General features: G+C 32.1%; 21 protein-coding genes. 20 read left to right on the top strand and 1 reads right to left on the bottom strand.

The window, feature by feature from the left end:
- Positions 1 to 115 precede the first annotated feature (115 nt).
- The 11 genes from DWV06_RS12860 (at position 116) to DWV06_RS12810 (ending at position 12922) form a co-directional block, all read left to right on the top strand.
- Positions 116 to 1054, top strand: coding sequence for an ABC transporter ATP-binding protein (locus tag DWV06_RS12860; RefSeq protein ID WP_115482593.1), 939 nt, complete (start codon positions 116 to 118; stop codon positions 1052 to 1054).
- Positions 1055 to 1063: 9 nt separating this feature from the next.
- Positions 1064 to 2206, top strand: coding sequence for an ABC transporter permease (locus DWV06_RS12855; protein WP_115482592.1), 1143 nt, complete (start codon positions 1064 to 1066; stop codon positions 2204 to 2206).
- On the top strand, positions 2193 to 3347 hold the full coding sequence (locus DWV06_RS12850) for an ABC transporter permease (RefSeq protein ID WP_115482591.1): 1155 nt from the start codon (positions 2193 to 2195) through the stop codon (positions 3345 to 3347). The genes DWV06_RS12855 and DWV06_RS12850 overlap by 14 nt, the downstream gene beginning before the upstream one ends.
- 64 nt (positions 3348 to 3411) lie before the next feature.
- Entirely contained in the window at positions 3412 to 3936 is a 525-nt protein-coding gene (locus DWV06_RS12845) for a spore maturation protein (protein ID WP_115482590.1), read from the top strand.
- A 224-nt stretch (positions 3937 to 4160) separates the two neighbouring features.
- Positions 4161 to 4895 (top strand): LytR/AlgR family response regulator transcription factor, encoded by a 735-nt coding sequence (locus DWV06_RS12840; protein WP_115482589.1) that lies wholly within the window; start codon positions 4161 to 4163, stop codon positions 4893 to 4895.
- Positions 4885 to 6180, top strand: coding sequence for an ATP-binding protein (locus tag DWV06_RS12835; protein ID WP_115482588.1), 1296 nt, complete (start codon positions 4885 to 4887; stop codon positions 6178 to 6180). Before DWV06_RS12840 ends, DWV06_RS12835 begins: the two co-directional genes overlap by 11 nt.
- Positions 6181 to 6408: 228 nt before the next feature.
- Entirely contained in the window at positions 6409 to 7689 is a 1281-nt protein-coding gene (locus tag DWV06_RS12830) for an aspartate aminotransferase family protein (RefSeq protein ID WP_205027766.1), read from the top strand.
- 11 nt (positions 7690 to 7700) lie between these two features.
- Complete coding sequence (locus tag DWV06_RS12825) at positions 7701 to 8636, top strand: inositol monophosphatase family protein (RefSeq protein ID WP_115482587.1); 936 nt, start codon at positions 7701 to 7703, stop codon at positions 8634 to 8636.
- 14 nt (positions 8637 to 8650) lie between these two features.
- Positions 8651 to 9673, top strand: coding sequence for a zinc-dependent alcohol dehydrogenase (locus DWV06_RS12820; RefSeq protein WP_162300634.1), 1023 nt, complete (start codon positions 8651 to 8653; stop codon positions 9671 to 9673).
- A 56-nt stretch (positions 9674 to 9729) separates the two neighbouring features.
- Positions 9730 to 11709, top strand: a complete 1980-nt coding sequence (locus tag DWV06_RS12815; RefSeq protein WP_115482585.1) for a beta-galactosidase — start codon at positions 9730 to 9732, stop codon at positions 11707 to 11709.
- Positions 11710 to 11725: 16 nt separating this feature from the next.
- Complete coding sequence (locus DWV06_RS12810; RefSeq protein ID WP_162300633.1) at positions 11726 to 12922, top strand: MFS transporter; 1197 nt, start codon at positions 11726 to 11728, stop codon at positions 12920 to 12922.
- A 516-nt stretch (positions 12923 to 13438) separates the two neighbouring features.
- Here the strand turns inward: DWV06_RS12810 and DWV06_RS12805 are convergent.
- Positions 13439 to 14995: an ABC-F family ATP-binding cassette domain-containing protein gene (locus DWV06_RS12805; protein ID WP_115482583.1), complete on the bottom strand. Its 1557-nt coding sequence runs from the start codon at positions 14993 to 14995 to the stop codon at positions 13439 to 13441.
- Positions 14996 to 15202: 207 nt separating this feature from the next.
- On the opposite strand from DWV06_RS12805, the gene bioB reads away from it, so the two are divergent.
- The 9 genes from bioB to DWV06_RS12760 all read left to right on the top strand — a co-directional run bounded on the left by bioB (position 15203) and on the right by DWV06_RS12760 (position 24945).
- A complete protein-coding gene (bioB, locus tag DWV06_RS12800; protein ID WP_115482582.1) occupies positions 15203 to 16180 on the top strand; it encodes a biotin synthase BioB in 978 nt (325 codons plus the stop codon).
- Between the two features lie 164 nt (positions 16181 to 16344).
- The gene (locus tag DWV06_RS12795; protein WP_115482581.1) at positions 16345 to 17409 is read left to right on the top strand and encodes an AAA family ATPase; all 1065 of its coding nucleotides are present in this window, start codon (positions 16345 to 16347) and stop codon (positions 17407 to 17409) included.
- 31 nt (positions 17410 to 17440) lie between these two features.
- Positions 17441 to 17866 carry a zinc ribbon domain-containing protein gene (locus DWV06_RS12790; protein ID WP_162300632.1) on the top strand — a complete coding sequence of 142 codons (426 nt, stop codon included), beginning with the start codon at positions 17441 to 17443 and terminating at the stop codon, positions 17864 to 17866.
- Positions 17867 to 18127: 261 nt separating this feature from the next.
- A complete protein-coding gene (locus DWV06_RS12785) occupies positions 18128 to 19300 on the top strand; it encodes a DUF6382 domain-containing protein (RefSeq protein WP_115482579.1) in 1173 nt (390 codons plus the stop codon).
- Between the two features lie 25 nt (positions 19301 to 19325).
- The gene (locus tag DWV06_RS12780; RefSeq protein WP_235828962.1) at positions 19326 to 20084 is read left to right on the top strand and encodes a PP2C family protein-serine/threonine phosphatase; all 759 of its coding nucleotides are present in this window, start codon (positions 19326 to 19328) and stop codon (positions 20082 to 20084) included.
- A gap of 10 nt (positions 20085 to 20094) precedes the next feature.
- On the top strand, positions 20095 to 21768 hold the full coding sequence (locus DWV06_RS12775; RefSeq protein WP_115482577.1) for a serine/threonine protein kinase: 1674 nt from the start codon (positions 20095 to 20097) through the stop codon (positions 21766 to 21768).
- Between the two features lie 16 nt (positions 21769 to 21784).
- Entirely contained in the window at positions 21785 to 22210 is a 426-nt protein-coding gene (locus DWV06_RS12770; RefSeq protein ID WP_147289863.1) for a hypothetical protein, read from the top strand.
- A 247-nt stretch (positions 22211 to 22457) separates the two neighbouring features.
- Positions 22458 to 23486, top strand: coding sequence for a glycosyltransferase family 2 protein (locus DWV06_RS12765; protein ID WP_115482575.1), 1029 nt, complete (start codon positions 22458 to 22460; stop codon positions 23484 to 23486).
- Positions 23487 to 23520: 34 nt separating this feature from the next.
- Entirely contained in the window at positions 23521 to 24945 is a 1425-nt protein-coding gene (locus tag DWV06_RS12760; protein ID WP_115482574.1) for a glycosyltransferase family 4 protein, read from the top strand.
- Positions 24946 to 24951 lie beyond the last annotated feature (6 nt).

The following is a 24951-nucleotide window of genomic DNA, read 5'->3' as shown; positions in this document are numbered from 1 at the left end:
TATTTTGAAAATTAAGATGTGACAAATGTCACATGCAATATTGACGGTGTTCACTTACAACGAATGACAAAAATAGTTAGAATTAAGGTAGAAAAAATAAAGGAGGATAATGAAAATGAATTCAGTTGTGAAAATAGATAACCTTGTAAAGCGCTATAAAGATTTGTTGGCACTGGACCATTTCAGTCTGGATATTAAAGAAGGAGAAATTTTTGGTTTGTTAGGTCCTAATGGCTCAGGAAAGACAACGACAATAAATTGTATCTTGTCTTTGCTAAGTTTTGATAAAGGAAGTGTTGAAGTACTAGGTAAGGAAATGAATCCTCAAAGGTATGATATTAAAAGAGATATCGGTGTAGTATTTCAAAACGTAGCTGTATTTAATGAATTGACCGTATACGATAATATTAATTATTTTTGTGGATTATATATCAAGGACAAAGCAAAAAGAAAAGAATATGTAGAAGATGCTATTTCATTTACCGGCTTAGAAGAATTTCGAAAATTCTACCCTAAAAAATTATCCGGAGGTCTGCTTAGAAGATTGAATATCGCTTGCGGAATTGCTCATAAACCAAAACTGATTATTATGGATGAACCTACGGTGGCTGTAGATCCACAAAGCAGGAACAAAATTTTAGAAGGAATCAAAGAGCTGAATGAAAAGGGAGCTACTATTTTATATACGTCTCATTACATGGAAGAAGTGGAACAAATATGCACCCGTATTGCGATCATGGATCGAGGAAAGAATTTGGCAATGGGTACAAAGGAAGAGTTAAAAAGAATGATAAAAACAGGAGAAACCATTGAAATTGAAGTGTATCAACTTAATGAAACGCAACAAAAAGAAATAAAAGAGCTGCCTCACGTAATAGACGTTAAATACGATGAGCATCAGCTAAAAATTAATTGCAGTGGAGGTAAACATAATTTAGTGCGTATACTTGACTACTTGCAAGAAAAAGAGATTGCTTTTGGACGAGTTTATTCTCAATTACCGACATTAAATGATGTTTTCCTGGAGATTACGGGAAAAGAATTGAGAGATTAGGAGGTTCTTATGTTTTTTCATCTTATTAAATATCAGATTAAAAAAAGATTAAATACAAAAGACGAACTATTTTGGTCTCTTGTGTTTCCAATTTTGCTAGGAACTTTCTTCTTTGTAAGCTTCGGAGGATTTTTTGATAAATACGAAACATTTCACGCAATACCGGTAGCCTATGTACAAGGCAATAATAAAAGTTTAGATTCAAAATATTTTGATAACTTTTTAAAAGAACTTGAAGGCGGTAAAGAACCTATTTTGGAAATTTCAAGAGTGAGCCAGGAAGAAGCGGATAAGCTTCTGAAAAAAGAAGAGATAAAAGGGATTATTCATGCAGCAGATTCTATTACTCTTATTGTAAAGGAAGATGGTATGGATCAAAGTATCTTAAAAGGGATTTTAGATCAATACTTACAAAAGAGCAGTACAATTAACGATATTATGAAGACAGCTCCTGAGAAATTAGAAGGTGTTATAAATAGTTTATATGAAGAAACTAATTATTTAATAGAAGACAGCTTCAGTGATGGGAATATGGATGCTATGGTAACTTACTTTTATGCATTGATAGCAATGAGTTGTCTATATGGGTGCTTTGCGGGACACACCATTGCAATCCAGGCAAAAGCGAATTTATCAAATCTTGCAGCAAGGAGAGTAGTTTCATGTACAAATAAATTACAGATGATTCTAGCAGATTTTTTTGGAACGTTATTCGTACAATTTATTTGCAGCCTTATTTCATTAGGGTATTTGACTTTAGTATTAAAAGTTAATTTCGGTAATAAAATGCCGCTTATTATTTGTACTATTTTGGTTGGTAATATTATAGGGATAGCAACCGGATTATTTATCAGTGCAGTGGGAAGACAGTCTGAAAACGTAAAAATGGGTATTGTTATAGGAATTACAATGACGGAATGTTTTTTAAGTGGATTAATGATACAAAATATGCGTGTTATTGTGGAAAAGTATTTTCCAATTCTGAATAGAATTAATCCTGCCTCTGTTTTAGTGGATTCTTTCTACAGTTTAAATATTTATGATACTTATGAGCGTTATACGAAGAATATGATTATTTTGCTTACAATGGCAGCAGTTTTATGTATTTTAAGTTATTTGACAGTTAGGAGGGAAAGATATGCAAGTTTATAGAGCTTTTTTAAAAATACTAAAGAAGAATCTACCGGCTGTCAGCATTTACTTTTTTATTTTTATGGGTCTTACCATTGCATTTTCTAGAAGTGGTAATGAGAATAGCAAGACACAGTTTGAACAGGAAAAACTAACTTTATGTATTATTAACCAAGATGATGGAGGGTTAGGAAAAGATTTAAAAGATTATCTTAGCACACTCCATAAATTAAAGAATATAAAAAATGATAAAGAGACATTACAAGATGCTCTTTATAATCGTCAAGTAGATTACATTTTGTATATACCAAACGATTTTACGGAAAAAATGAATCAAGGGATTACATCAGAGGTTTTAAGAACAATAAAGATACCGGGCGGAACTGCTGGATTTTTTATTGATACACAAGTTGAACAGTATTTATCTACACTAAAATTGTATTTAAAAGCAGATTATGCGAAAGAGCAGGCTGTAAAGCAGGCGAAGAAAGATTTAAGTGTCCAGACTAAGGTAACGGTTCCAAATGGAGAAGAAGTTTCGGAGTTAGAACCTGCTTTTTATTACTTTAACTATCTACCTTATATATTTATATGTATAACAATTATGGGACTTGGTCCAATTCTTATGGCTTTTCAAAAGAAAGAAATTTCAGATAGAAATAATTGTTCATCCATGAGTTTAAAGAATAAAAATATGCAAATCACTATAGGGTGCATAACTTTTGTGACTTTTTGTTTAATCATATTTATGTTCCTAGCAGGCATTATGTATTCAGACTTTGTTTTTTCAATTAACGGATTATTAAGTTTTATAAATGCAGGAATTTTTATACTAATAGCGTTAGCAATGACATTTTTATTTGCTCAATTTGCTAAGAACGAAAATATATTAAATATGGGATGTAATACCATAGGTTTAGGATTGAGTTTTTTGGGAGGCATTTTTGTACCGCATGAAATAATGGGAGATAAAGTATTACAAGTAGCAAGATTTACACCGACCTATTGGTATGTTATAGCAAACGAAAAGATACAAGGTATAAAAAGTTTCGCTCATCTTCCAAAAGAAGTATTAATAAGTTTTGGTTTAGAAGCCGCTTTTGCAATATCTATTTTCAGCATTGGTCTAATTATTACAAAGAGAAAACAAGATGCAAAGTAAATAAATATATCTAAAAAAGATCCTTCAAGCATATCTTAAATAGAGAATGCTTGGAGGTTTTTTTATGAAGTTACTTCTATATTTGTCTGATGCAATGATACCGTTAGTTGTTTTTTATATTGTAGGTTATGGACTAATTCAAAAACAAAGTGTTTATGAAGATTTTGTTGAAGGTGCAAAGGATGGATTCAAAATTGTAATTCAGATTATGCCGACTTTAATCGGCTTATTAGTCGGAGTCGGAATATTAAGGGCTTCTGGTTTTCTTGATTTGTTAGCTGATATTTTAAGTGGATTTACGAAATATATTGGTTTCCCATCAAAATTAGTTCCTCTTGCTATTGTCCGATTGTTTTCTTCTAGTGCAGCCACCGGGTTAGTACTAGATATCTTTAAAGAGTATGGAACAGATTCACAATTAGGCACAATATCATCTATTATGATGGGTTGTACAGAAACTATCTTCTATACCATAGCTGTTTATTCGATTGCTGCAAAAGTAAAAAAGACACGTTGGACACTGGTTGGTTCATTAATTTGTACAACTGTTGGAGTTAGTGCAAGTGTAGTATTAGCAAGAATGCTGTAAATGACAATATTATACAATAATATAAGAAGACTGAATTAAAATTATAAAAATCATAAGAAAAGGCTTTTAAGATTTATGTTAAAATATAAGTAATCGAGGAGGCTTTTGTATTTTTTTGCCTTAGATTAACAAATTATCTCAAAATAAAGTGGGGGTGAGAAAAAAAAAGTCAATTTGCAAAAAATAAAAGGGGATAAAATTGAACAAATAAGGAGGCAAACGTTATGATACAAATAGGTATTTGTGATGATGACATGAAATCGGCTTCTAAAATTGAAACACTCCTGCAAAATATTGGAAAGAAAAAACTTATAGATATGAATATTGAAGTATATGCGGACGGTGCTACTTTTTTGGAAAGCTTAGAACGTAAAATGAGATATGATATTATATATCTCGATATAAAAATGAAGTTATTGGATGGTGTAGATACAGCAAAGGGAATACGTGAAATAGACCAAGAAGCAATCATTATTTATGTATCGAATTACGAAAATTATTTTATGGAATTATTTGAAGTAGAACCTTTTCGTTTTATAAAAAAGCCTATAGATGAAGAAAAATTTTATAGATATTTCATGAAGGCATACGAAAAAGTCTTGAAAAAAGATAATTTTTTCGAATATAAATTTAATAAAATGGTATTTAAAGTTCCACTAAAAGAGATTATGTATTTTGAAAGTTCTGGAAGACTTATCAAAATTATCCGAAAAGATTTCAACCAAATTGAAAAGTTTTATGGTAGATTAAATGAAATCGAAAAATTTTTAAAAGATTGTAAATATTTCTTTTTAAGAATTCATCAATCGTATTTAGTAAATTTTGAGTATGTTCAGAAAATGAATTATACAAAAGTTTGTATTTCGAATGGAAAGGAATTATTTATAAGTGAGAGCAGGCAAAAGAGAATAAGAGAAGAATATAGTCAAATACTAGGAGAAAAATATATTGATAGATAATTACTGTTTTTTTCATATACATATACTTCCATTCGTATGTTGCTTATTATTAGTAAAAGAATCATTAGATTTAATTTTTTCATTTAATTTTTATAAATATAAAGAAAAATTTCTCTGGATTCTGTTTTTTATCATTGATTATATAATGATGGATATAATCGAAAATATTTTTATTATTTATTACTTCAATATACTGGGTATGATTTTACTTTGCGGTTACCTTTATAAAGGAAATTTGAAAAGTAAATTAATATGGATATGTCTGCTAAATGAGATGTGGATGCAGATAGAGTTGTATATTGACTGTATTTTAAAAGTTATAGGAACGGATTATAAAGTGAATTCTCTTTTAGAATGTATATTTCTAAAGGCAGGTATATTAATTGAAATCTGTTTTGTAATTAAGTTTTTAAAATACAAGTTCATAGGAGACATTACTTTTTTTCAATGGTTGAAATTAGTACTTATGCCGATTGGTAGTGTTTTTATTATATACACATTAGAGCTGTTCTTTAATGTAACAAAATCAAAGGAATTGTTTATTTATATAATAGTGTCATGGACATTAATTTTTATAGCAAATGTCTTTGCCCTAAGAACAATGAGTCGATTATCTGAAGAAGATGAAGTGAAAAAACAGAATTGTGAATATAAGAAGCAATTAGAATTATGCCATAATCAAATGAAGGAATGGGAAGATAGTATCTTAGAAGTCAGAAAGATGCAACATGATCTAAAAAATCATTTTATATATTTGAGAGATTGTTTAGTTAAAAATGATATTGATAATTTAAACGAATATATAGAAGGACTTCTAGAGAAAAATAGCATACCTGCAAAAGAAAAAATCGCAAACAGTGGAAATCTGGTCGTGGATTCGTTATTGAATTATAAATATGATATATGTCAAAAACTGGGGATTAATCTAAAGGTACAATTAGAGATACCCAATCAATTTCCGTTTAAAGATAGTGATATTTGTATTATACTGGGTAACGCGCTTGATAATGCAATTGAAGCTGTAAGTAAACTGGAAATGATTAGACGCAAAATAGAAGTAACTATTATTTATAGACAAAATAATTTGTTAATTGATGTTCAAAATGGGTATAACGGTGTACTTAAACGGGGAAAGGATGGACATTTAACAACACTTAAAGAAGATGTGTATCATCATGGTCTGGGTTTGATTTCTGTTGAAAATGTGGTAAAGGCATATCAGGGCGTAGTAAAAATTTATTCAAAGAATGATATTTTTGAAATTTTTATCTTATTGTATTCTTAAATTTAAACATAATTCGTCTTGGTTTCCTATATTTTGACAAAAAGCACCAAGTAAAAACTACAAAATACGCCGTAATTTTTACTTGATTCTAATTTTCTAATTTTTATGTGGTAATATTTGACGTAAGGAGCGCCCCGAATATATAACGAGTGAATGAATTACATTCTTCGTTATAGTTACTTTTGATTTTGATTACTGTCAAACACATAAAAGAATAGGAGGTCAAATATGGTGGAACTTAAAGAATTAAAAGAAAACATGTTTAGAAGCGATGAAATTAAAGATTTAGAAATTGAAAAAGGCACAGGAATTTACTTATACGATAAAGAGGGAAACCAATTCATTGATTGCGAAGCTGGAACTTTTAATCTAAGTTTAGGATATTGCAATAAAGAGATTGTTGACGCAGTAAATGAACAAAGTCAAAAATTAACACATCTTACATCTTCATATTTAGCGGAACCGGTTGTCAGGCTTGCTAAAAAGTTGATTGATATTTCACCAAAGAATCTTACAAGGGCTACTACAAAGGTTTGCGGTGGTTCTACAGCAAATGAAGGAGCCATTAAGTTAGCACAGTATTATAACAAAAAATCTGAGGTAATCAGCTTTTATAGAAGTCATGTAGGACAAACTATTTATATGCAGAATGTATCTGGTAATAGTTTTAGAAAAGAACCGTTTCATTTCCCACAAAGTGACATTGCGCATATGAATTATCCATATTGTTATAGGTGTCCATATAATTCTACCTATCCAGAATGTCAATGTAAGTGTGTGGACGAAATAGAAGAATATTTGAATTACGGCTCTACTGGTAATGTTTCTTCTTTAATTATTGAACCGATACAAGGGAATGGAGGGAATCAGATACCACCAAAGGAGTATTATAAAAAATTAAAGAAATTATGTGAAGAATGCCATATCGAATTAATTTTTGATGAGATACAGACGGGTATTGGAAGGTTAGGAACAATGTTTGCAGCACAGTACTTTGACGTAGAACCCAATATGATAACAACAGCAAAAGGATTAGGAGGATCCGGTTACCAAATAGCAGCCATACTTATGGAGGAAAAATTCAATATTATGGAATCGCATTTTCATTCTTTTACTTATGGATCTAACGTTCTTAGTTGTACTGCAGCGAATAAAACACTGGAAATTATTGATAACGAGGAGTTTTTAAAACACGTAAGAGAAGCAGGTAATTACATCTTAGAGAGATTAGAAAAATTTAAGGATAAATACTCTTTTATAGGTGATGTCAGAGGGGTAGGATTAATGATTGGTGTTGAAATTGTAAAAGACAGGGAAACCAAAGAATCCGATGTAGAATTAACAAAAGAAATTGCCAAACGTGCCTTTCAAAACAGACTTCTTTTAAGGACTTCTTTATATGGACTCGGTAATGTATTTAAAATTCGACCATCATTAAATATTACGTTTGAAGAATGTGAAGTTATGATGGATAAACTGGAAAAAGTTTTAGATAGTTTTGTTTATTAAAGGAGGTCAACGTGAGAGAGTATATTTTTAATCTATCAAATGAAGTAATTGGTAAGGTAAAAGAAAATTTTGATGTTTTAAAGTCTAAGGATAATATGGGAATATCATCTGGTGGAGATACACAGTTTGATATCGATGAAGTAGCAGAAGAGGCAGTGATGAAATATTTTGAAGAACATACGCTTTCTGTAGCTTATTATTCTGAAGATAGAGGTCTGGTGAAATTTGGGGATTCTCCTAAATATGTTTTTGTTATTGATCCCATAGATGGAACCAGAAGTGCGGCAGCAGGTCTAGAGAGTTGTTGTTTTTCAGTAGCAGTAGCAGCATATAAAGAAGATGCGACTATTGACGATGTTGAATATGCATTACTATATGAATTTAAATCAGATACATACTTTTATGCGGATTGTTTTAACAAGTCAGTTAGTACAAATTGTGGTTCTATTGTTCCATCACCAAAAGAAACGATAGACAGATTGTTTTGGAGTATGGAGTTTAATGGACATCCTTCAAGACTTATCACATATTGTTTAGGAGATCTGATTGATGCTACGGCAAATAAAGGTGGAATTTTTATATTCAACAGTTCAACTTATTCTATATCAAGAATTCTTACCGGTCAATTAGAAGCTTATGTCGATATAGGGAATAGATTGGTCAGAGACGTGCCGGAATTAGTAGCGTATTTTAGAAAAGTTGGAAATGGAAAACTTTTGCATTTATTTCCTTATGATATTGCAGCAGCAGTATTTATTGCCAAAAAAGCCGGTATAATTGTAACAGATGCTTATGGGAATGATTTGGGATGTACAAAGTTGTTAGATATTAAAGAAGGGAATCTGCAATCTTGTATTGCCGCATCGAATAAAAAAATACATGAAAAAATAATGGATTCTATAAAATGGGTAAATCATATTTCTGAAGTTGAGAAAGTATTGTCATGACAAGGAGGTTCAGTATGAAGAGTATTGTATTTAAAGAAAAAAACGTAATTGCTGTGGAAGAAAGAGAGAAACCAAAAGTAATAAAGGATAACGATGTCATCATTAAAATTATCTTAACGGGTATTTGTGGTACAGATTTACGTATATTTACCGGAAATTTTAATGGTGATAAAGGTGTTATTCTTGGACATGAAGCAATTGGCTGGGTAGAAACGATTGGAAGTAGTGTAACGACTGTGAAACCCGGTGACAGAGTTTTAATTGACCCAACACTTTTTGACGGCTCTTGCTATTATTGTAAAAGAGGACAACATAATTTGTGTGATAATAAGGCAAAAACAGAGACCGGAGTGGACAAGGATGGAACATTTGCGGAATACATAGTAATGCCGGAAGAGTTTGTATATCTATTGCCGGATGATATTAGTGATGAAAGAGCAGTTCTAATCGAACCGCTTGCATGTGTTCTTAATAATTTAGAAGCAGCTTCCATTGAATTCGATGATAATGTAGTTATACTGGGTGGTGGTCCAATCGGAACTATTTTTGCAATGCTTTCAGAGAAATATGCATTAAGCACTACAATTGTTGAAAAGAGACCGGAAAGAATCAATTTCCTTAAAAAGATTTTGATGAATACGGAAGTAGTAAATGCAAATGACCAAGATTACCTGGAGCGTATATCCGGAAGAAAACGTAAACCAAGTGTTGTAGTAGATGCGACCGGAATGATGCTAGAAGAAGCAATTCAAATAGTTTCAAAAGGGGGAACCGTTGTTGCTATGGGATTCAATTCAACTTACAGGGCAACTATCTCACCACTTTATTTAACAAATAATGCGATCAAAATAGTAGGAGCAGGTGACTACAATAACATGTTTGTCAGAGCGATCGATTTAGCACAAAATGTAAAATTGGAATCATTGATAACTCATACTTATTCATTAGATCAAGCTGAGGAAGCTTTCCAGATACTTACAAATGGTGAGAATTCAGACAGCCTGGTAATGAAAGTAGTATTTAAAGTTGCTGAATAAAGGTTAAAGATTTTTAACTAGTCAATAAGTTTTTAATAAGAGGATTGGAGTAAAAATTGAAAGAGAACAAGATTGAATTTTATGGCGGAAAATTATATATTAATGGTGAAAAAGTATTTTTACTTTCTGGAGATTACCCTTATTATAGGGATTCAAAAGATGTTTGGGAAGAGAAACTTATTAAAATTAAGGAACTGGGTGTTAATATGCTCACCTTCTATATTCCATGGATTCATCATTCAAAAGAAATAAATGGAGAAGTCAAATATTTTTTTCATGGTGAGTTTTATGATAATAGTAATTTAGTATATTTTATGGATCTGCTAAAGAAGCATAATATTTATTGTATTATTAAACCAGGCCCGTTTATTCATGCTGAGGTGAAAAATGGAGGTTTTCCAGATTTTATTCTAAACATGGATTTTCCGCCTTTAATAAAAGAAGATGGATCAACCATAAATTATATGGGAAAAAGATTACCCAATCCGTTAAACCTTTCATTTCAAAAAGAAGTTCAAGTTTGGTTTGAGCAGATATGTATAAATATTCTTGACGATTATGCGTTTCCTAAAGGAAATATAATTGCAATTCAGATTGGAAATGAAGGTATTTATTGTAATGCCAATAATCATATTAGAGATTTTGATTATTCAACACTTGGACTTGAAAATTATATTGATTATTTAAAGAATTTATATGTAGATATTGATAACTATAATGTTTTACATAGTAAAAATCTAAAATCTTTCGATGAACTTGAATCCGAAAACATGTATCAATGTGATTTGGATTATATAGACTGGGGAAAGTGGAGTAATGTCTATATGAATCGATTTTATCATGATTCTTCCTTTATATTTAAGAGCTATAAACTGCCTATTTTAATTGGTTTAAATTCTCCTGCAAGTGAAGGATTATTAAGTTCATGGCTTGCCAGAAATTATGATGAAACGGGAAGAATAAACTTTGGTTTTACTAATTTTTTAGGAAATGCAGTCAATAGTTTTGAGGTATTTGTACAGCTAATACTAGTTTCAACGTTAAATCAGTGGCCTAATCTGGAAGACAACTGGGGGCATATGTGGGAAGGTAATGAATACAGATATGCCAAGACTTCTTTATATCATGCTATGATTATGCTCTCAAGAGGGGCAACAGGATACGATACTTATAATATATGTGCAACGGATCATACAGAAGCACATTTATTATATGAGCAGTTTGAAATTGATTCTTATGCAGGTAATCCTGAGGTATACAAGGGTATTTATTGTGCAGAAGCACCTATATTAGCAGATGCAGAAACAGGCGATAAATATAGGGATTTATTTAAGTTTGTGACTTTTATTAAAGAATATGAACAGGAACTGCTGGAGGCGGAAAGAACTCCTGATTTAGCCATTTGTTATTGCAAAGACACTTTTGCAATTCAGGCAGGACAGAAGTCTGCAATTAATCTTTTATATCAAATTGTTGAAAGCTGCATTTCTAGTAATACTGATTTTGATATTCTAGATTTGGAAAATGTCAAAAAAGAAGAAATGCAAAAATATAAGATGATTTTTGTTTATACGGGTAAGTGTATGCCATGGTCAACACAAAAAACAATTAAAGATTTATTAACATATGAAGAATTAGTTTATATCGTTGGAGATTTACCTGCTATAGACGAATACTCCAGAGAAACAACTTGCATTAAAAATTATTTTAGAAATAGGGGTAATTATAATCATTATATTAGTAATGATTTGTTAAAAGTAAAAAGATTACTATCACTTTTAAAAGAGCAATCTGAATTTATTCCCCAAAACGATGAAGTTTATACTGTTTTAAGAAGAGTCGGTAAGGTTAAGTTCATTTTTATGATTAATAGAAGTAATGAAGAACAAGTAAATGAGTGCCGGATTGAAAACAAATACTTGAAATGCAAAATTGAAGAGAAGGGCTTCCTTATATTAAGGATTGAGAACGATATCGTAAGTCAGGTCTATTCAAGTAATGATAATACTGAGGTATATTTCGGGATGGAAAGTTAGCTTTAGGAGGATAGAAATGAAAAAACACAATAGCAATATGGGTTTATTGCTAGCCATTATTTACTTTGCTTTTATTAGTCTGGGATTGCCGGATGGGATATTAGGAACTGCATGGCCGAGTATAAGATCAGACTTAAGTCTTCCTTTAGAATTAATGGGCATATTGACGACCTTACTCTTTGCTTGTTCTTTTATTTCAAGTGTAGTCAGCGGTCATATTTTAAACAAATTTGGAACCGCAAAAGTGACTTTCATTAGCTGCTTGATGACTGGAATTGCTTTGTTGGGATATGCAGTTTCGCCTAATTTTATTTGGTTGGCGTTATTTACATTCCCTCTTGGTTTGGGACAGGGGGCAGTTGATTCCGGATTAAATAGTTTTGTGGCAGAGAATTACTCATCAAGACATATGAATTGGGTACATTGTTTTTGGGGATTTGGTGCTTCCATTGGGCCGCTGATTATGACGTATGCATTGACCGGGTTTGGATCATGGAGAAAAGGATACGGTTCTATCTCAATAATTCAACTGTTTTTGGCAGTACTCTTGTGTATAAGTTTGATTAAAGGAATATGGTATGTAAAGCATAATACAAGTCAAAACATGAATCAAAGTACAAATATTAATAAACTAGGATTATCAAGTAAAACGACTCAGTTTATGGCTATAACCCAATTCTTTTTATATACAGGGATTGAGTTTTCAATGAGTGCGTGGATAAGCAGTGTATTAATTGAATCTCGTGGTGTACCGATGAAACTGGCAGGTTATGTAGTTACTATTTATTATTTTTCAATTATGATAGGAAGAATTTTTTCTGGAATCATTGTAAACAAATTAGGAAACATGAATATGATCCGAGGAGGGCTTATATTAGCGATCTTTGGCGGTGCAATCATCAATTTCTCAGATAATATTATAATCATGTTTCTAGGAATTACTATTTTTGGGATAGGATTAGCGCCACTATATCCTTGTCTGATGCATGAAACGCCCAATCGCTTTTTAAAAGAAGTTAGTAGAAAGTTGATTGGATACCAGGTGGGTGCTGCTTGTGTAGGAGGTTCCATTATTTCGGCAGGTATAGGAGTTATTCTCTCTAACTTTTCATTAGAATTGATTTTTGAAATAATCATTTTGCTTTTGTGTATCTATTTTGTCATTAATGAGATACTGAATATGAAATTTTTACATATGAAAACAAAAGATTAATTAAGTGTTATTTTTTTACCAATTTTGAAAGGGTACTTTGAAATATAGGTACCCTTTTTATTGTCATTACTGATGTTAAAAATATATCATATGTCGATAAAAAATATTATATGTATATTTCAGGTGTGATATAATTTAAAAGTCGAGTTTTGAAATAGAGGATATTTATATTGTAGTTGCCCTCAATCTAATGAGAAAGGGGGCGGTGCTGATGACTTTACTAGAAGGATTGACTTTTTGTCTTGTGCTATTTGCATTTGGTAGCTTTATAGTTGAATTTATCGCCCTGATTATTGAAATAATCAAATTACATACAAAAAAGTAAGTATCCTCACAACCTCCAAAGTTTAGGATACTTACCTTAAACGGGGATATATCTACGATATAGATATATATTTCTTAACTTGATTATAGCAAAGGGTACTTTGTTTTACAAGTACCCTTTTAATTATATTTTAAATTTATTATATCTGAATTGAATTTATAGTTGTATTGCATGAACTTTAACAGTAAATCTTAAATTATTTTAGTAGTCCATTCACTACAGTCCCAAACATCTGATACAATACCATCATAAAACTCAGGTTCATGGCAGATTAATAAAATGCTGCCCTTATATTCTTTAAGTGCACGTTTCAATTCATCTTTTGCATCAACATCCAGATGATTGGTAGGTTCATCAAGAAGCAGGAAATTGGTTTCCTGATTGATAAGCTTGCATAAGCGTACTTTTGCCTGTTCCCCACCGCTTAAAACACGAACTTGTGATTCGATATGTTTGGTGGTTAAACCGCATTTGGCTAAGGCGGAGCGTACTTCATACTGAGTCAGAGAAGGGAATTCCTTCCAGATTTCCTCAATGCAGGTAGAAGTATTATTGGGAGACATTTCTTGTTCAAAATATCCAAGATATAAATAATCTCCTAGTTGTGCAAATCCACTAAGTGATTTGTTCAGTCCAAGGATACTTCGTAATAGAGTCGTTTTTCCAATTCCGTTTGCACCTACTAATGCTATTTTTTCCCCACGTTCCATTTTTAAATTCAAAGGTCTGGAAAGTGGTGCGTCATATCCAATGACTAAATCCTTTGTTTCAAACAAATATTTGCCTGAAGCACGTGCAGTTTTAAAGTTAAATTCAGGTTTTGGACGATCCTTTATTAATTCAATTTTTTCCATTTTGTCCAGCTTCTTTTGTCTGGACATAGCCATGTTTCGTGTAGATACACGAGCTTTGTTTCTGGCTACAAAATCTTCTAAGTCGCTGATTTCCTGCTGTTGTCTTTTGTAGGCAGCTTCCAATTGCGCTTTTTTGACTGCATAAACTTCTTGAAACTTATCATAATCTCCTACATATCGGTTCAACTCCTGGTTTTCCATATGGTAGATAAGATTTATAACGCTATTTAAGAATGGGATATCATGGGAGATCAATATAAAAGCGTTTTCATATTCCTGTAAGTACCGTTTTAACCATTCAATATGTTGGACATCTAAATAGTTGGTAGGTTCATCCAGTAAAAGAATATCAGGTTTTTCCAGAAGCAATTTACCCAGCAGAACTTTGGTCCGCTGACCACCGCTAAGTTCAGAAACATCCTTATCTAATCCAATATCCATAAGTCCTAAGGCGCGTCCAATTTCTTCAACTTTTGAGTCGATAATATAAAAGTCATGCATAGTCAGTAGATCTTGAATTGTACCGAGTTCTTCCATCATGGAATCTAACTCATCTGGTGCTGCATTTCCCATCTTATCACAGATGGCGTTCATCTTGTCTTCTAATTCAAATAAATGCAAAAAGGCAGATTTTAAAACATCCCTTATTGTCATACCGGGGGCAAGGACTGTATGTTGATCTAAATAACCTACACGTACATTTTTTGACCATTCAACTTTGCCTTCATCGGGCATTAATTTACCGGTTACAATATTTAAGAAAGTAGATTTTCCTTCTCCATTGGCTCCTACAAGTCCAATATGTTCTCCTTTTAAAAGACGAAATGAAACATTCTGAAAGATAGCCCTATCACCAAAACCATGGGATAGATTTTCAACATTTAATATACTCATACATACTCCTCTATTTCTAATTAATTACTTAATTTGTCATAATTATTGAATATTTAGTATAAAGTATAATAGGTTTTGCTTTTTTTTGCAATCATGATATAAAACAACAAAAAATGTAAACCAAAACAAAAATAAGGTTGACAAACAAAAAACGGTGCAGTATAGTTCGCTGTATAAAGGAAAGTTTGTCAGGAAAGGAAAGAAAAAATGAATGTAAGAGAGTTAAAGGAAAAAGTAATTGAGGGATATCTTATAACAAAAGAAGAAGCATTAGAACTTACACAAGCTCCGTTAGAGGAGGTTTCAAAGTATGCGAATGAAATCAGAATGTATTTTTGTGGAAATAACTTTGATATCTGTACTATCGTCAATGGAAAAAGCGGTAGATGTTCCGAAGATTGTAAATATTGTGCTCAATCTGCTTCTTGCAAGGCTGAAGTCAAAGAGCATCCACTTTTAGATGAGGAGAGTTTATTTAGACAGGCCAAATATAACGCAGATAAAGGAGTCCTTCGGTATTCCATTGTAACTTCGGGTAAAAAGTTAAGTGATAAGGAGATTGATTTACTTTGTGAGAGTATCCGTGGAATAAAAAAGAAAACATCTATTTCCATTTGTGCTTCTTTAGGTCTTTTGGAAAAAGATGCATATAAGAAACTGAAAGATGCCGGAGTAAGCAGAATACATAACAATTTGGAAACATCAAAAGATTATTTTCATAAAATCTGTACAACGCATACTTATGAAGAAAAAATAAAATCTATAAAGGCGGCATTAGAGGCAGGACTTGATGTCTGTAGTGGTGGTATCATGGGGGTTGGTGAATCTATGGAAGATAGAATTGATCTGGCGTTGGCTTTACGGGAGTTAGGAATAAAATCAGTTCCCGTCAATATGTTAAACCCCATTGAAGGAACTCCATTTGAAAAAATGGATAAACTTGCACCGGAAGAAATGCAGATGATTGTCTCTGTCTTTCGATTTCTACTGCCTGACAGTTTTATTAGACTTGCAGGTGGAAGAGGATTAATAGGAGATAAGGGAAGAAAATGTTTTCAATCCGGTTCTAATGCGGCGATTACCGGAGATATGCTGACAACTGCAGGCATCAGTATAGAGAGTGATTTGGCTACATTAAAAGATATTGGATATCATATCAGTAAAACTGTAACGTTTGCTTCCTAGTGACAGAGTTTGTCGATTCATAGCAATTTATGGTACTTTTGCCCTATTGCAAAATCTTAACGATTCAAGTAATATGGTATTGTTGTTAGAAGTAGGCTTTTTTTTAAAATAATGTCAAAAAGAGATAAATAATAGGGTGATGATATCATAATTGGAGGGAGAAAATGAAAATTAAAATTGCACTGCTTGAGAAAGATCAAATTTATCTCTATAGAATTGTAGCCGCGTTTAGAAATAAATTTGAGGATAAATTAGAGGTATTTTCATTTACTGAATTAGAAGAAGCAATGAGTTTTATGGAAACAAATGCAATAGATGTTTTGTTATCCTGTGAATATTTTGAGGTCAATAGTGACAGACTGCCAAAAGGATGTGGATTTGCATATTTTTCAGAATCATTGGAGATTGAACGGATTCGAAATCAAAAAGCAATATGCAAATTTCAAAAGTTAGAATATATATATAAAGAGATGCTAGCTATTTATTCAGAAAATGCAGTGATTAATACAAGAGCGAAAAAGGATATTGTAGAAACAAAAATTATAAATTTCACATCTGCTTGTGGAGGTGTGGGGACATCTACAGTTGCAGCTTCGTGTGCAAGATACTTTGCGAGGCAGGGGAAGAAAACACTTTTTCTTTGCCTTCAACCATTTGAAAATGTGAATTACTTTTTTCGTGGAGACGGTCAGGGAGATTTAAGTGATATATTATATGTCCTTAGAAGTAAAAAATCTAATTTAGACTTAAAGATGGAAAGTGCTTTGAGACAGGATGCATCGGGAGTATACTTTTATGATTCATCTAAATCAGCGATTGATTTAATGGGAATTACAAAAGATGAATTTAAACAAATGATAGAAGGTCTGAGAATCTTAGGTTCTTACGAATATATTATTATCGATTCCGCTTTTTCATTAGAAAAGCAAGCTTTGGATAATTTATCGGAATCCGGTTATATTGTATTTGTAACAGATGGTTCTGATGTAGCGAATGAAAAATGCCATAGAGCATATGCAGCATTAGAGATCATAGAACAGGAGAAGGGTCTTTCTATTAGAAACCGGCTTTCTGTTTTTTATAATCAATTTGCAAAAGATACAAGTCAGTCAATTTCTTTTGCAGATCTTAAAAGTATTGGAAAAGTACCTAAATTAGAGGAGAAAACAATACAAGATGTTATGAAACAACTAAGTAACATGGAGTTGTTTCAAAATATAATTAGTTAAGTTTAGATTATAAAGAAAGGAAATTATGAATATGGCATTTTTAGATAAGTTAAATAGTTTTGCAAAGAATGTTGGAGAAAAAACAAACGATGTTATTGAAATTAATAAGATGAATTTGAAGATTACGAATGAAAAAGCATCCATAGCCGAAAAGCAAAAATTAATTGGAAAGTATTATTATAATAAATATACGCTCGGAGAAAGCGTTGATGATGAGGTATTGGTATTTTGTAAAGCGATCGATGATCATAAGCGTATTATTAGAGAAAGTGAAGATGTGATTCAAATGATCAAGGATGAACGAGAGACAATGAAAAAGGAGTCTCGGGAAACGCAAGAGAATGAAAATACAGTATATGATGTACCATATGAGTCAGGTATTACTTGTACAAATTGTGGTCATACAAATAATGAGGGAATGAAATTCTGCGGTCAATGTGGTAATAAATTAGAATAGCTAATTACAGTTAAAATCCGACTGCAATTTAGCAGTCGGATTTTAATGCAAATAAATATATAAATTTAAACGAGATGGAGAAAAATTGTGAAAAAGGGGGAATGAAAATTTAAATGAATGTAGTTAATTGGTATGTTGTATTTGTTACTTTTATATTTTGTGCATTAAATCAGTTTTTTATGCAATGGAATAAAAAGTTATTAATATATATTTGTACTTATATAATTGAGGCATGAAAGTAATACATTTAGGAGGAAGATAATGAGTTACGATTTTACCTTTGAAACACAAGGAATTAATACTTATATGGTTTATCAAATTAAGAATGAAGATAAGATAGATTCATTAACATTAGGTATGCTTACTAATAATAAAATACCTGGGATTGCATCTGTAGTCTTTACACAAGAAGAGAATAAAAAATTCATTAAGTATAATATTTCGTCGAAAGTAACAGTGGAACAGTTTTTTATAGGAAGTATCAGTAAGAAAAGACTGATAGGTGTTTTTTCCAGTATCACGTCTGCATTGATAGAGGCTGAAGAATATATGATAGAACGGTCAGAATTTCTATTGGATTTAAGTTATATGTTTGTAGATGTTAGTTCATGTGAAGCTGTTCTTGTATGTCTTCCGATTGGACAAGTTGTAGAAGAAATTAATTTAAGTCGTTTTTTTAAAAATATAATGTTTAGTATACAATTTGATCAAACTGAAAATTGTGATTATGTAGCTAAGATTATTAATTATCTAAACAGAACTCCTGATTTTGAATTGCTGGAATTTAAGAAGATATTAGATGAGATAAAGGCAGAAAGCAAATCGCTAGAACCTTTTACAGCAATGCAGACGCAGGGTCTAACTAGTGCCCTAAGTGTTTCTTCCAGCTCTGTAGTGGTTCAACCAAGGAATGTAAATGTGCAAAAGTCGATTACCGGTATTGAGACACCAGACAAAAAGTCGGAAAAGCAGGACTTACTGAAAGAAAGAAAAGGTTGGTTTTCATTTGGAAATAGAAAGAAAAAAGATAATCTGGAAGAAGAGAAACAACAAGTTCGTACAATTATGCCAAAACAGAGAATAAATTATGGTGAAACTACGTTATTAGGTACAGAACCTATTCAGGAAAAAGAAGCGACCGGAAATCTTATTCGTATGAAAACGCAGGAAAAAATTGTAGTAGACAAAGAGATATTCCGTATTGGTAAAGAAAAAAGTTTCGTAGATTATTATATTAGCGATAACAAGGCAATAAGCAGGAGTCATGCGCGTCTTGTTAAAAGAAATAGAGAATACTTTATTGTAGATACAAATTCTACAAATCATACATATATAAATGGAAAGATCATTCCAAGTAACCAGGAGTTTTTAGTTCCCAATGGAGCTACAATAAGATTAGGAAATGAAGAATTTAAATTTGAACTAATGGATTAATTAGGGGGAAATTATTTTGAATTTTATGGTATCAGCAAGTACAGATATCGGGATAAAAAAATCAACCAATCAAGACAGTTTAATGGTAAAAACATTAAAAACCGGAAAGGGCCGGATGACATTTGCTGTTTTGTGTGATGGAATGGGCGGTTTAGCGAAAGGCGAAGTAGCCAGTGCGACGGTTATTAATGCATTTCATAACTGGATGATGAATCAATTACCGATATTATGTAAAACAGGATTTGAAGATTTTGAAATACAGGAACAGTGGGAAACAATCATTGAAATCATGAATCAGAAAATTATGAATTATGGTAATCAACAGAATATAAAATTAGGGACAACGGTTGTAGCCATGTTATTGACGGAAGAAAGATATTATATTGCGAACGTAGGAGACTCCAGAATATATAAAATATCTGATAAAGTGGAAATTTTAACGGAGGATCAAACGGTTGTAGCAAGAGAGGTTAAAAATGGAAACATTTCTCAGGAAGAAGCAAGAATAGATCCAAGGAGGAATGTTCTTTTACAGTGCGTAGGTGCTTCAGATTATGTTAGTGCAGATTTTTTATTTGGAAATACAGAGAAAGATGTTACATATATGCTTTGTTCGGATGGCTTTCGTCACGAGATAAATGATAGTGAGATTCAACAATTTTTGAATCCTGAAGAATTGACTAAGGTAGCAACTATGAAGCAAAATGCAGATTACCTTATTGACTTAAACAAAAAAAGGCAGGAAACAGATAATATATCGGTAATTCTTGTACGTACGTTTTAGGAGGAAGGTTATGTTAGAAATTGGTTCAATAGTTGATGGGAAGTATAAGATATTAAATAAGATCGGCCAGGGTGGAATGAGTATTGTATATCTGGCAATGAATGAGAAAGCGAATAAGCAATGGGCGATTAAAGAAGTAAGAAAAGATGGGATACGGGATTTTGAAATTGTAAAACAAGGTCTTGTAGTTGAAACAGATATGTTGAAAAGGTTATCACATCCCAACTTGCCCAGTATTATAGACGTAATTGAAGATCAAGATACATTTTTAATTGTAATGGATTATATAGAAGGTAACCCTTTAAGCGAAGCACTCGAAGAATATGGGGCTTTGCCACAGGAAAGTGTAATAGAATGGGCAAAGCAGCTGTGCGACGTATTGGGATATCTGCATTCCAGGACACCAGCGATTATTTATCGAGATATGAAGCCTGCGAATGTAATGTTAAAGCCAGATGGTAATCTGACTTTAATTGATTTTGGGACAGCGAGGGTATTTAAGGAAAACAATATAGAAGACACCACATGTCTGGGAACTGTTGGTTATGCAGCGCCTGAGCAGTTTGGAGGTCAGGGTCAGACTGATGCAAGAACGGATATTTATTGTCTTGGAGCGACTTTATATCATTTGGTAACTGGATGTAATCCTTGTGAACCTCCTTATGAAATCAGACCGATTAGAGAAGTAAATCCTATGTTATCTGGGGGTCTTGAAAAAGTCATCTTAAAATGTACTCAGAGAAATCCAAATGATAGATATCAATCTTGCGCTGAGTTAATGTATGCGCTTGAGCATTATGAAGAGATTGATGATAAATATCAAAAGAAACAGAAAAAGAAAATGACGGCGTTTATTTTTGCTTCCGTCCTTACGATACTATTTAGTTTAGTTGGAGTGGGTGCCAGAATAACTGCAATTGAAAAAACCAAAGATAATTATAATGAATCCATTGATTTGGCAGCAAAGTCTTCCAGTATAGAAGAACAAGAAGAATTCTATTACAACGCTATGGAAATAGAACCTGGCAGGCAGGAAGCGTATATCAATTTAATGGAAACATATAAACAAGATGCGATATTCTCTGTTCAAGAAGAAGAGAAACTAGTTTCAGCGATTAAGAGCAATAAAGCGGCCATTTGTGAAGATCCGAATGCATATGCAAATATTTGCTTTGAAACTGGGAAAATGTATTGGTATTACTATGATTATGGGAATTCCAATGATAATCGCAGCAGCCGTATGAAAGCTTCGATCAACTGGTTTGATGATGCTTTGAAATATGGCGGAGATGAATTTAAAACAAAGAATATGGCAACGGTATATAAAGAAATAGGTATATTTTATCGTGATGTTCCACAAAAAGCAATTGAAGGAAGTGACCAGGGTATGTATTTTGCCTTTTTCCAAAAGATGAAAGAACTGCTTTCTTTAACAGAAGTTGAAACTAGTGAGATCGTGAATCTTGAACTTTATGAGCTGGCCAGGGATTCCATGATGCAATATGCAACCAAGTTCAAAACAGATGGAGTAGAAAAAAATACATTAATGAATGTTTATAAAAAGTTAGAATCTGGTGTGAAGAGTGTGAATACGACCACAGACAAAACCAAGTCCATGAAGGAGGAGACGGTTAAATTATTAGAGAGTACCAAGAAGGCTATTATTACCGCCTATGGAACCTGAGAAAGGAGTACATAAAGTGTCAGTCGAAGTATATAAATTAATTTCAAACATTGGATTTGTCAGTGCTGGAATTATGTTAATTTTGTCTATTGTTTTATTTATAAAGTTTAAAATACCTAAAGTTTATGCGGATCTTTCCGGTACAGCTGCGAAAAAAGAGATTGAAGGAATTAGCGAAAAAAATGCTCAAGAGCGTGGCAGATCACGTAAATTGAGTCCGTTCCAATATCAAAAAGGAAAGACTTCTGAAATGGTTTCTATTAAAGGAAAGAATAAAAATTCCGATAAAGGAAATAAGACTGTTTCTAATGAAACGGAAATATTGGATACTAGGAACCAATCATCTCAACAGTTGAAAAAAAATACGGATAATTTTATTGCAGAGGATTTTATCATCGAGGATGATATCGTATTTATCCATACCGATGAAATTATTTTATAAAATAATAGTGTAGAGTTGCTTAAAAAGCCCCGGGTCAATCCGGGGCTTTTTAGTTGGTAGGAAAGATTTTGTAATTATGCATTATTTATGTAATTAAAGGAAAAAATAATTACTATTCAATCTTGCATCGTTCTAAGCAATTAAATATAAACTATTATATAGAAAAAGTGTAAAGAAATTCCAAATATCAGCCGATAAATATATAGAGTTAAAAAGAGCAAAGATGCGTTACTAGAAAGGATTGTCAATGGGAGAAAAGAAGAAATTAGTTTCCGTTATTATGCCGGTATATAACACAGAAAAGTACTTAAGAGAAGCAGTTGATTCTATTTTGAAGCAGACCTATTCATACTTTGAATTAATTCTAATTAATGATGGTTCTACGGACAAATCTTTGGATATTATCATAGAATATGCAAAAAAAGACCAACGGGTTGTAATGTTATCACGTTCTACCAATAGCTTTATTGAAGCAGTAAATGACGGTATACGGATTGCAAGGGGTGAATACATTGCCAGAATGGATTCTGATGATATCTCACATCCAAATAGATTTCAAAAGCAAGTTGAATTCTTAAATACCCATGAAGATATTTATTTATTAGGAACGAATTATTCCATTATTTTTGATGATGGTTTAACAGAAAATACAAAGAAAAAATATATTGGTTCCCATAAAAGAGGACAAGAACCGGTTGATAACAATAATGTTTTTTTGTCTATCAATGAAGGACAAAAATTTATGCAGCCATCGACTATGATGAGAAGAGAAATTTATGAAAAAGTTGGATTGTATAAAGATTTTTTAATTGAGGATATAGAGTTTTATTTCCGGGTAGCGGCAAAGGGATTGGGGATTGCAAAGTTAGAGGAAGAATTATTTCATTATCGTGCGAGAGAGGGTTCAAGATCCACAGATGAATTTCGCAAAAAACAAACGCACCAAATCATACAGATGAAGTTACAATATTTATTTAGCGAATTAATTCCTCAAAAAAAGATACGAAGTTATCTAATTTGGGGAGCAGATATATCAGGTGAAGAAGCTTTAAACTTATTAAAGGATAAATTTCCAAATGCAGAGTGCAAAGCTTTTATAGATCCCTATAAAGCAGGGAAAATTCTTCAATTCGTACCGATAATCTCTCCAGAAGAATTTCCCCATTATTTCGTTGATTACATTTTTATTTGTACTCAGTCAGGGGCCAGACCGGCTAGAGAATTTTTAAAGAAAGAAGGAAAAGAAGAAATAAAGGAGTTCTTTAAAATATCATAGTTTTTAAAAATCTACGAAAGAAAGGAGGGCCTTTATGTATCAAAAAGAAAAAGATATTATAATTTTTGGTGCTTCTTCGGGGGGAATGAAAGTAGCGCAAGCTTTTTCTAGTATGAATATCCCGGTCAAGTATTTTGTTGACAATGAATCCCGCAAATGGGGGAATAAAATAGAAGAAAAAGAAATTTGCTCTCCAATTAGTCTAGAAAACGGAAAACAAGAGTTTCAAATTATCATTGCAAGTGAATATCAAAATGAGATCGAGGAACAATTAAAATCCATGAATCTATTAAGTAATCTATTGCTAAAAGAAGAGGTCATAATGGATTATGTCTTAGATCATTTGCACGAGTTTCCTAGATTGAAGAATCTAACTTCATTGGAAGAATCATCAGAAAATATTATCTTTGATATGCTTGATGGCTTTGAACTGGGAGGAATTGAGAACTGGTCCTATTTGGCGGCATTAGGATTGAAAAAGAGGAATTATAATGTACTGCTATATAGTAATATTACCGAAAAGAAACCCGTTAAAGAATTAATAGATCATGTCAAACCATTTGATACTGATTTTAAAAGATATTGGAGTTTGATTCATGAATTAGTAGAAAGTATTGTGGAGCAACTACCTTGTACATTAATGATTAATAAGCAAAGGCAGCTTTTAATAGCTGGAAGTATTGTTAAAAGGCTATATCCAAATCAACTAAAAATCATATCTGTCCTTCATAACGATCGAATAGATATTTATCGTAGACAGGAGTTTATGAAAAATGAAGTGGATAAAATAGCTTGTGTTAGTAATGATATTAAAGAAAAGATGGTTCATGAATTTGGTGTTGATGAAAATAAAGTTTTTTATAAAGAAAGCCCGGTTCACTTTGAACCTGTTTTACAAAGAAGTTATAGTTTAGACACTAATAAATCAATTCAGATTGGTTATGCTGCCCGTTTAGAGAAAGTACAGAAGAGAGTGGATCTTTTTGTTCCACTTATAAATATGCTAGAAGATAAAAGAGTAAATTATCAATTGCATATTGCCGGGACCGGGTCCTATGAAGAAAAATTAAAAGATTATATTTACAGGAACCAGCTACAGAATAAAGTTGTAATGCATGGATTTTTAACGAAAGAAAAAATGCAGGGATTCTGGAAAAATTCGGATATATTTTTGAACTTATCTGATTATGAGGGAGTAGGATTATCAATGTTAGAAGCAATGAGCTATGGTTGTGTACCTGTAGTAACACAAGTTGCCGGTTCCGTAGAATTTATTACAGATGGGGTAAATGGATATCTATGTCAGACTGGAAATGTGGATCAATTAGTATCGGGAATTATGAAATTAGAAACAGATAGGGAAAATTTAATAAAGTTTGGAGAAATTTGTAGAAAGAAAATAGAGTTAAAATGCAGTGAAAATGATTATATCGACTATCTGGAACAACTTATAGTTTAGAGGAGA

This window comes from Anaerosacchariphilus polymeriproducens, assembly GCF_003363435.1.
Taxonomy (GTDB): domain Bacteria; phylum Bacillota; class Clostridia; order Lachnospirales; family Lachnospiraceae; genus Anaerosacchariphilus; species Anaerosacchariphilus polymeriproducens.
Note: the sequence above shows the minus strand (reverse complement) of the source record. Positions and strands in the feature narration are given on the sequence as shown.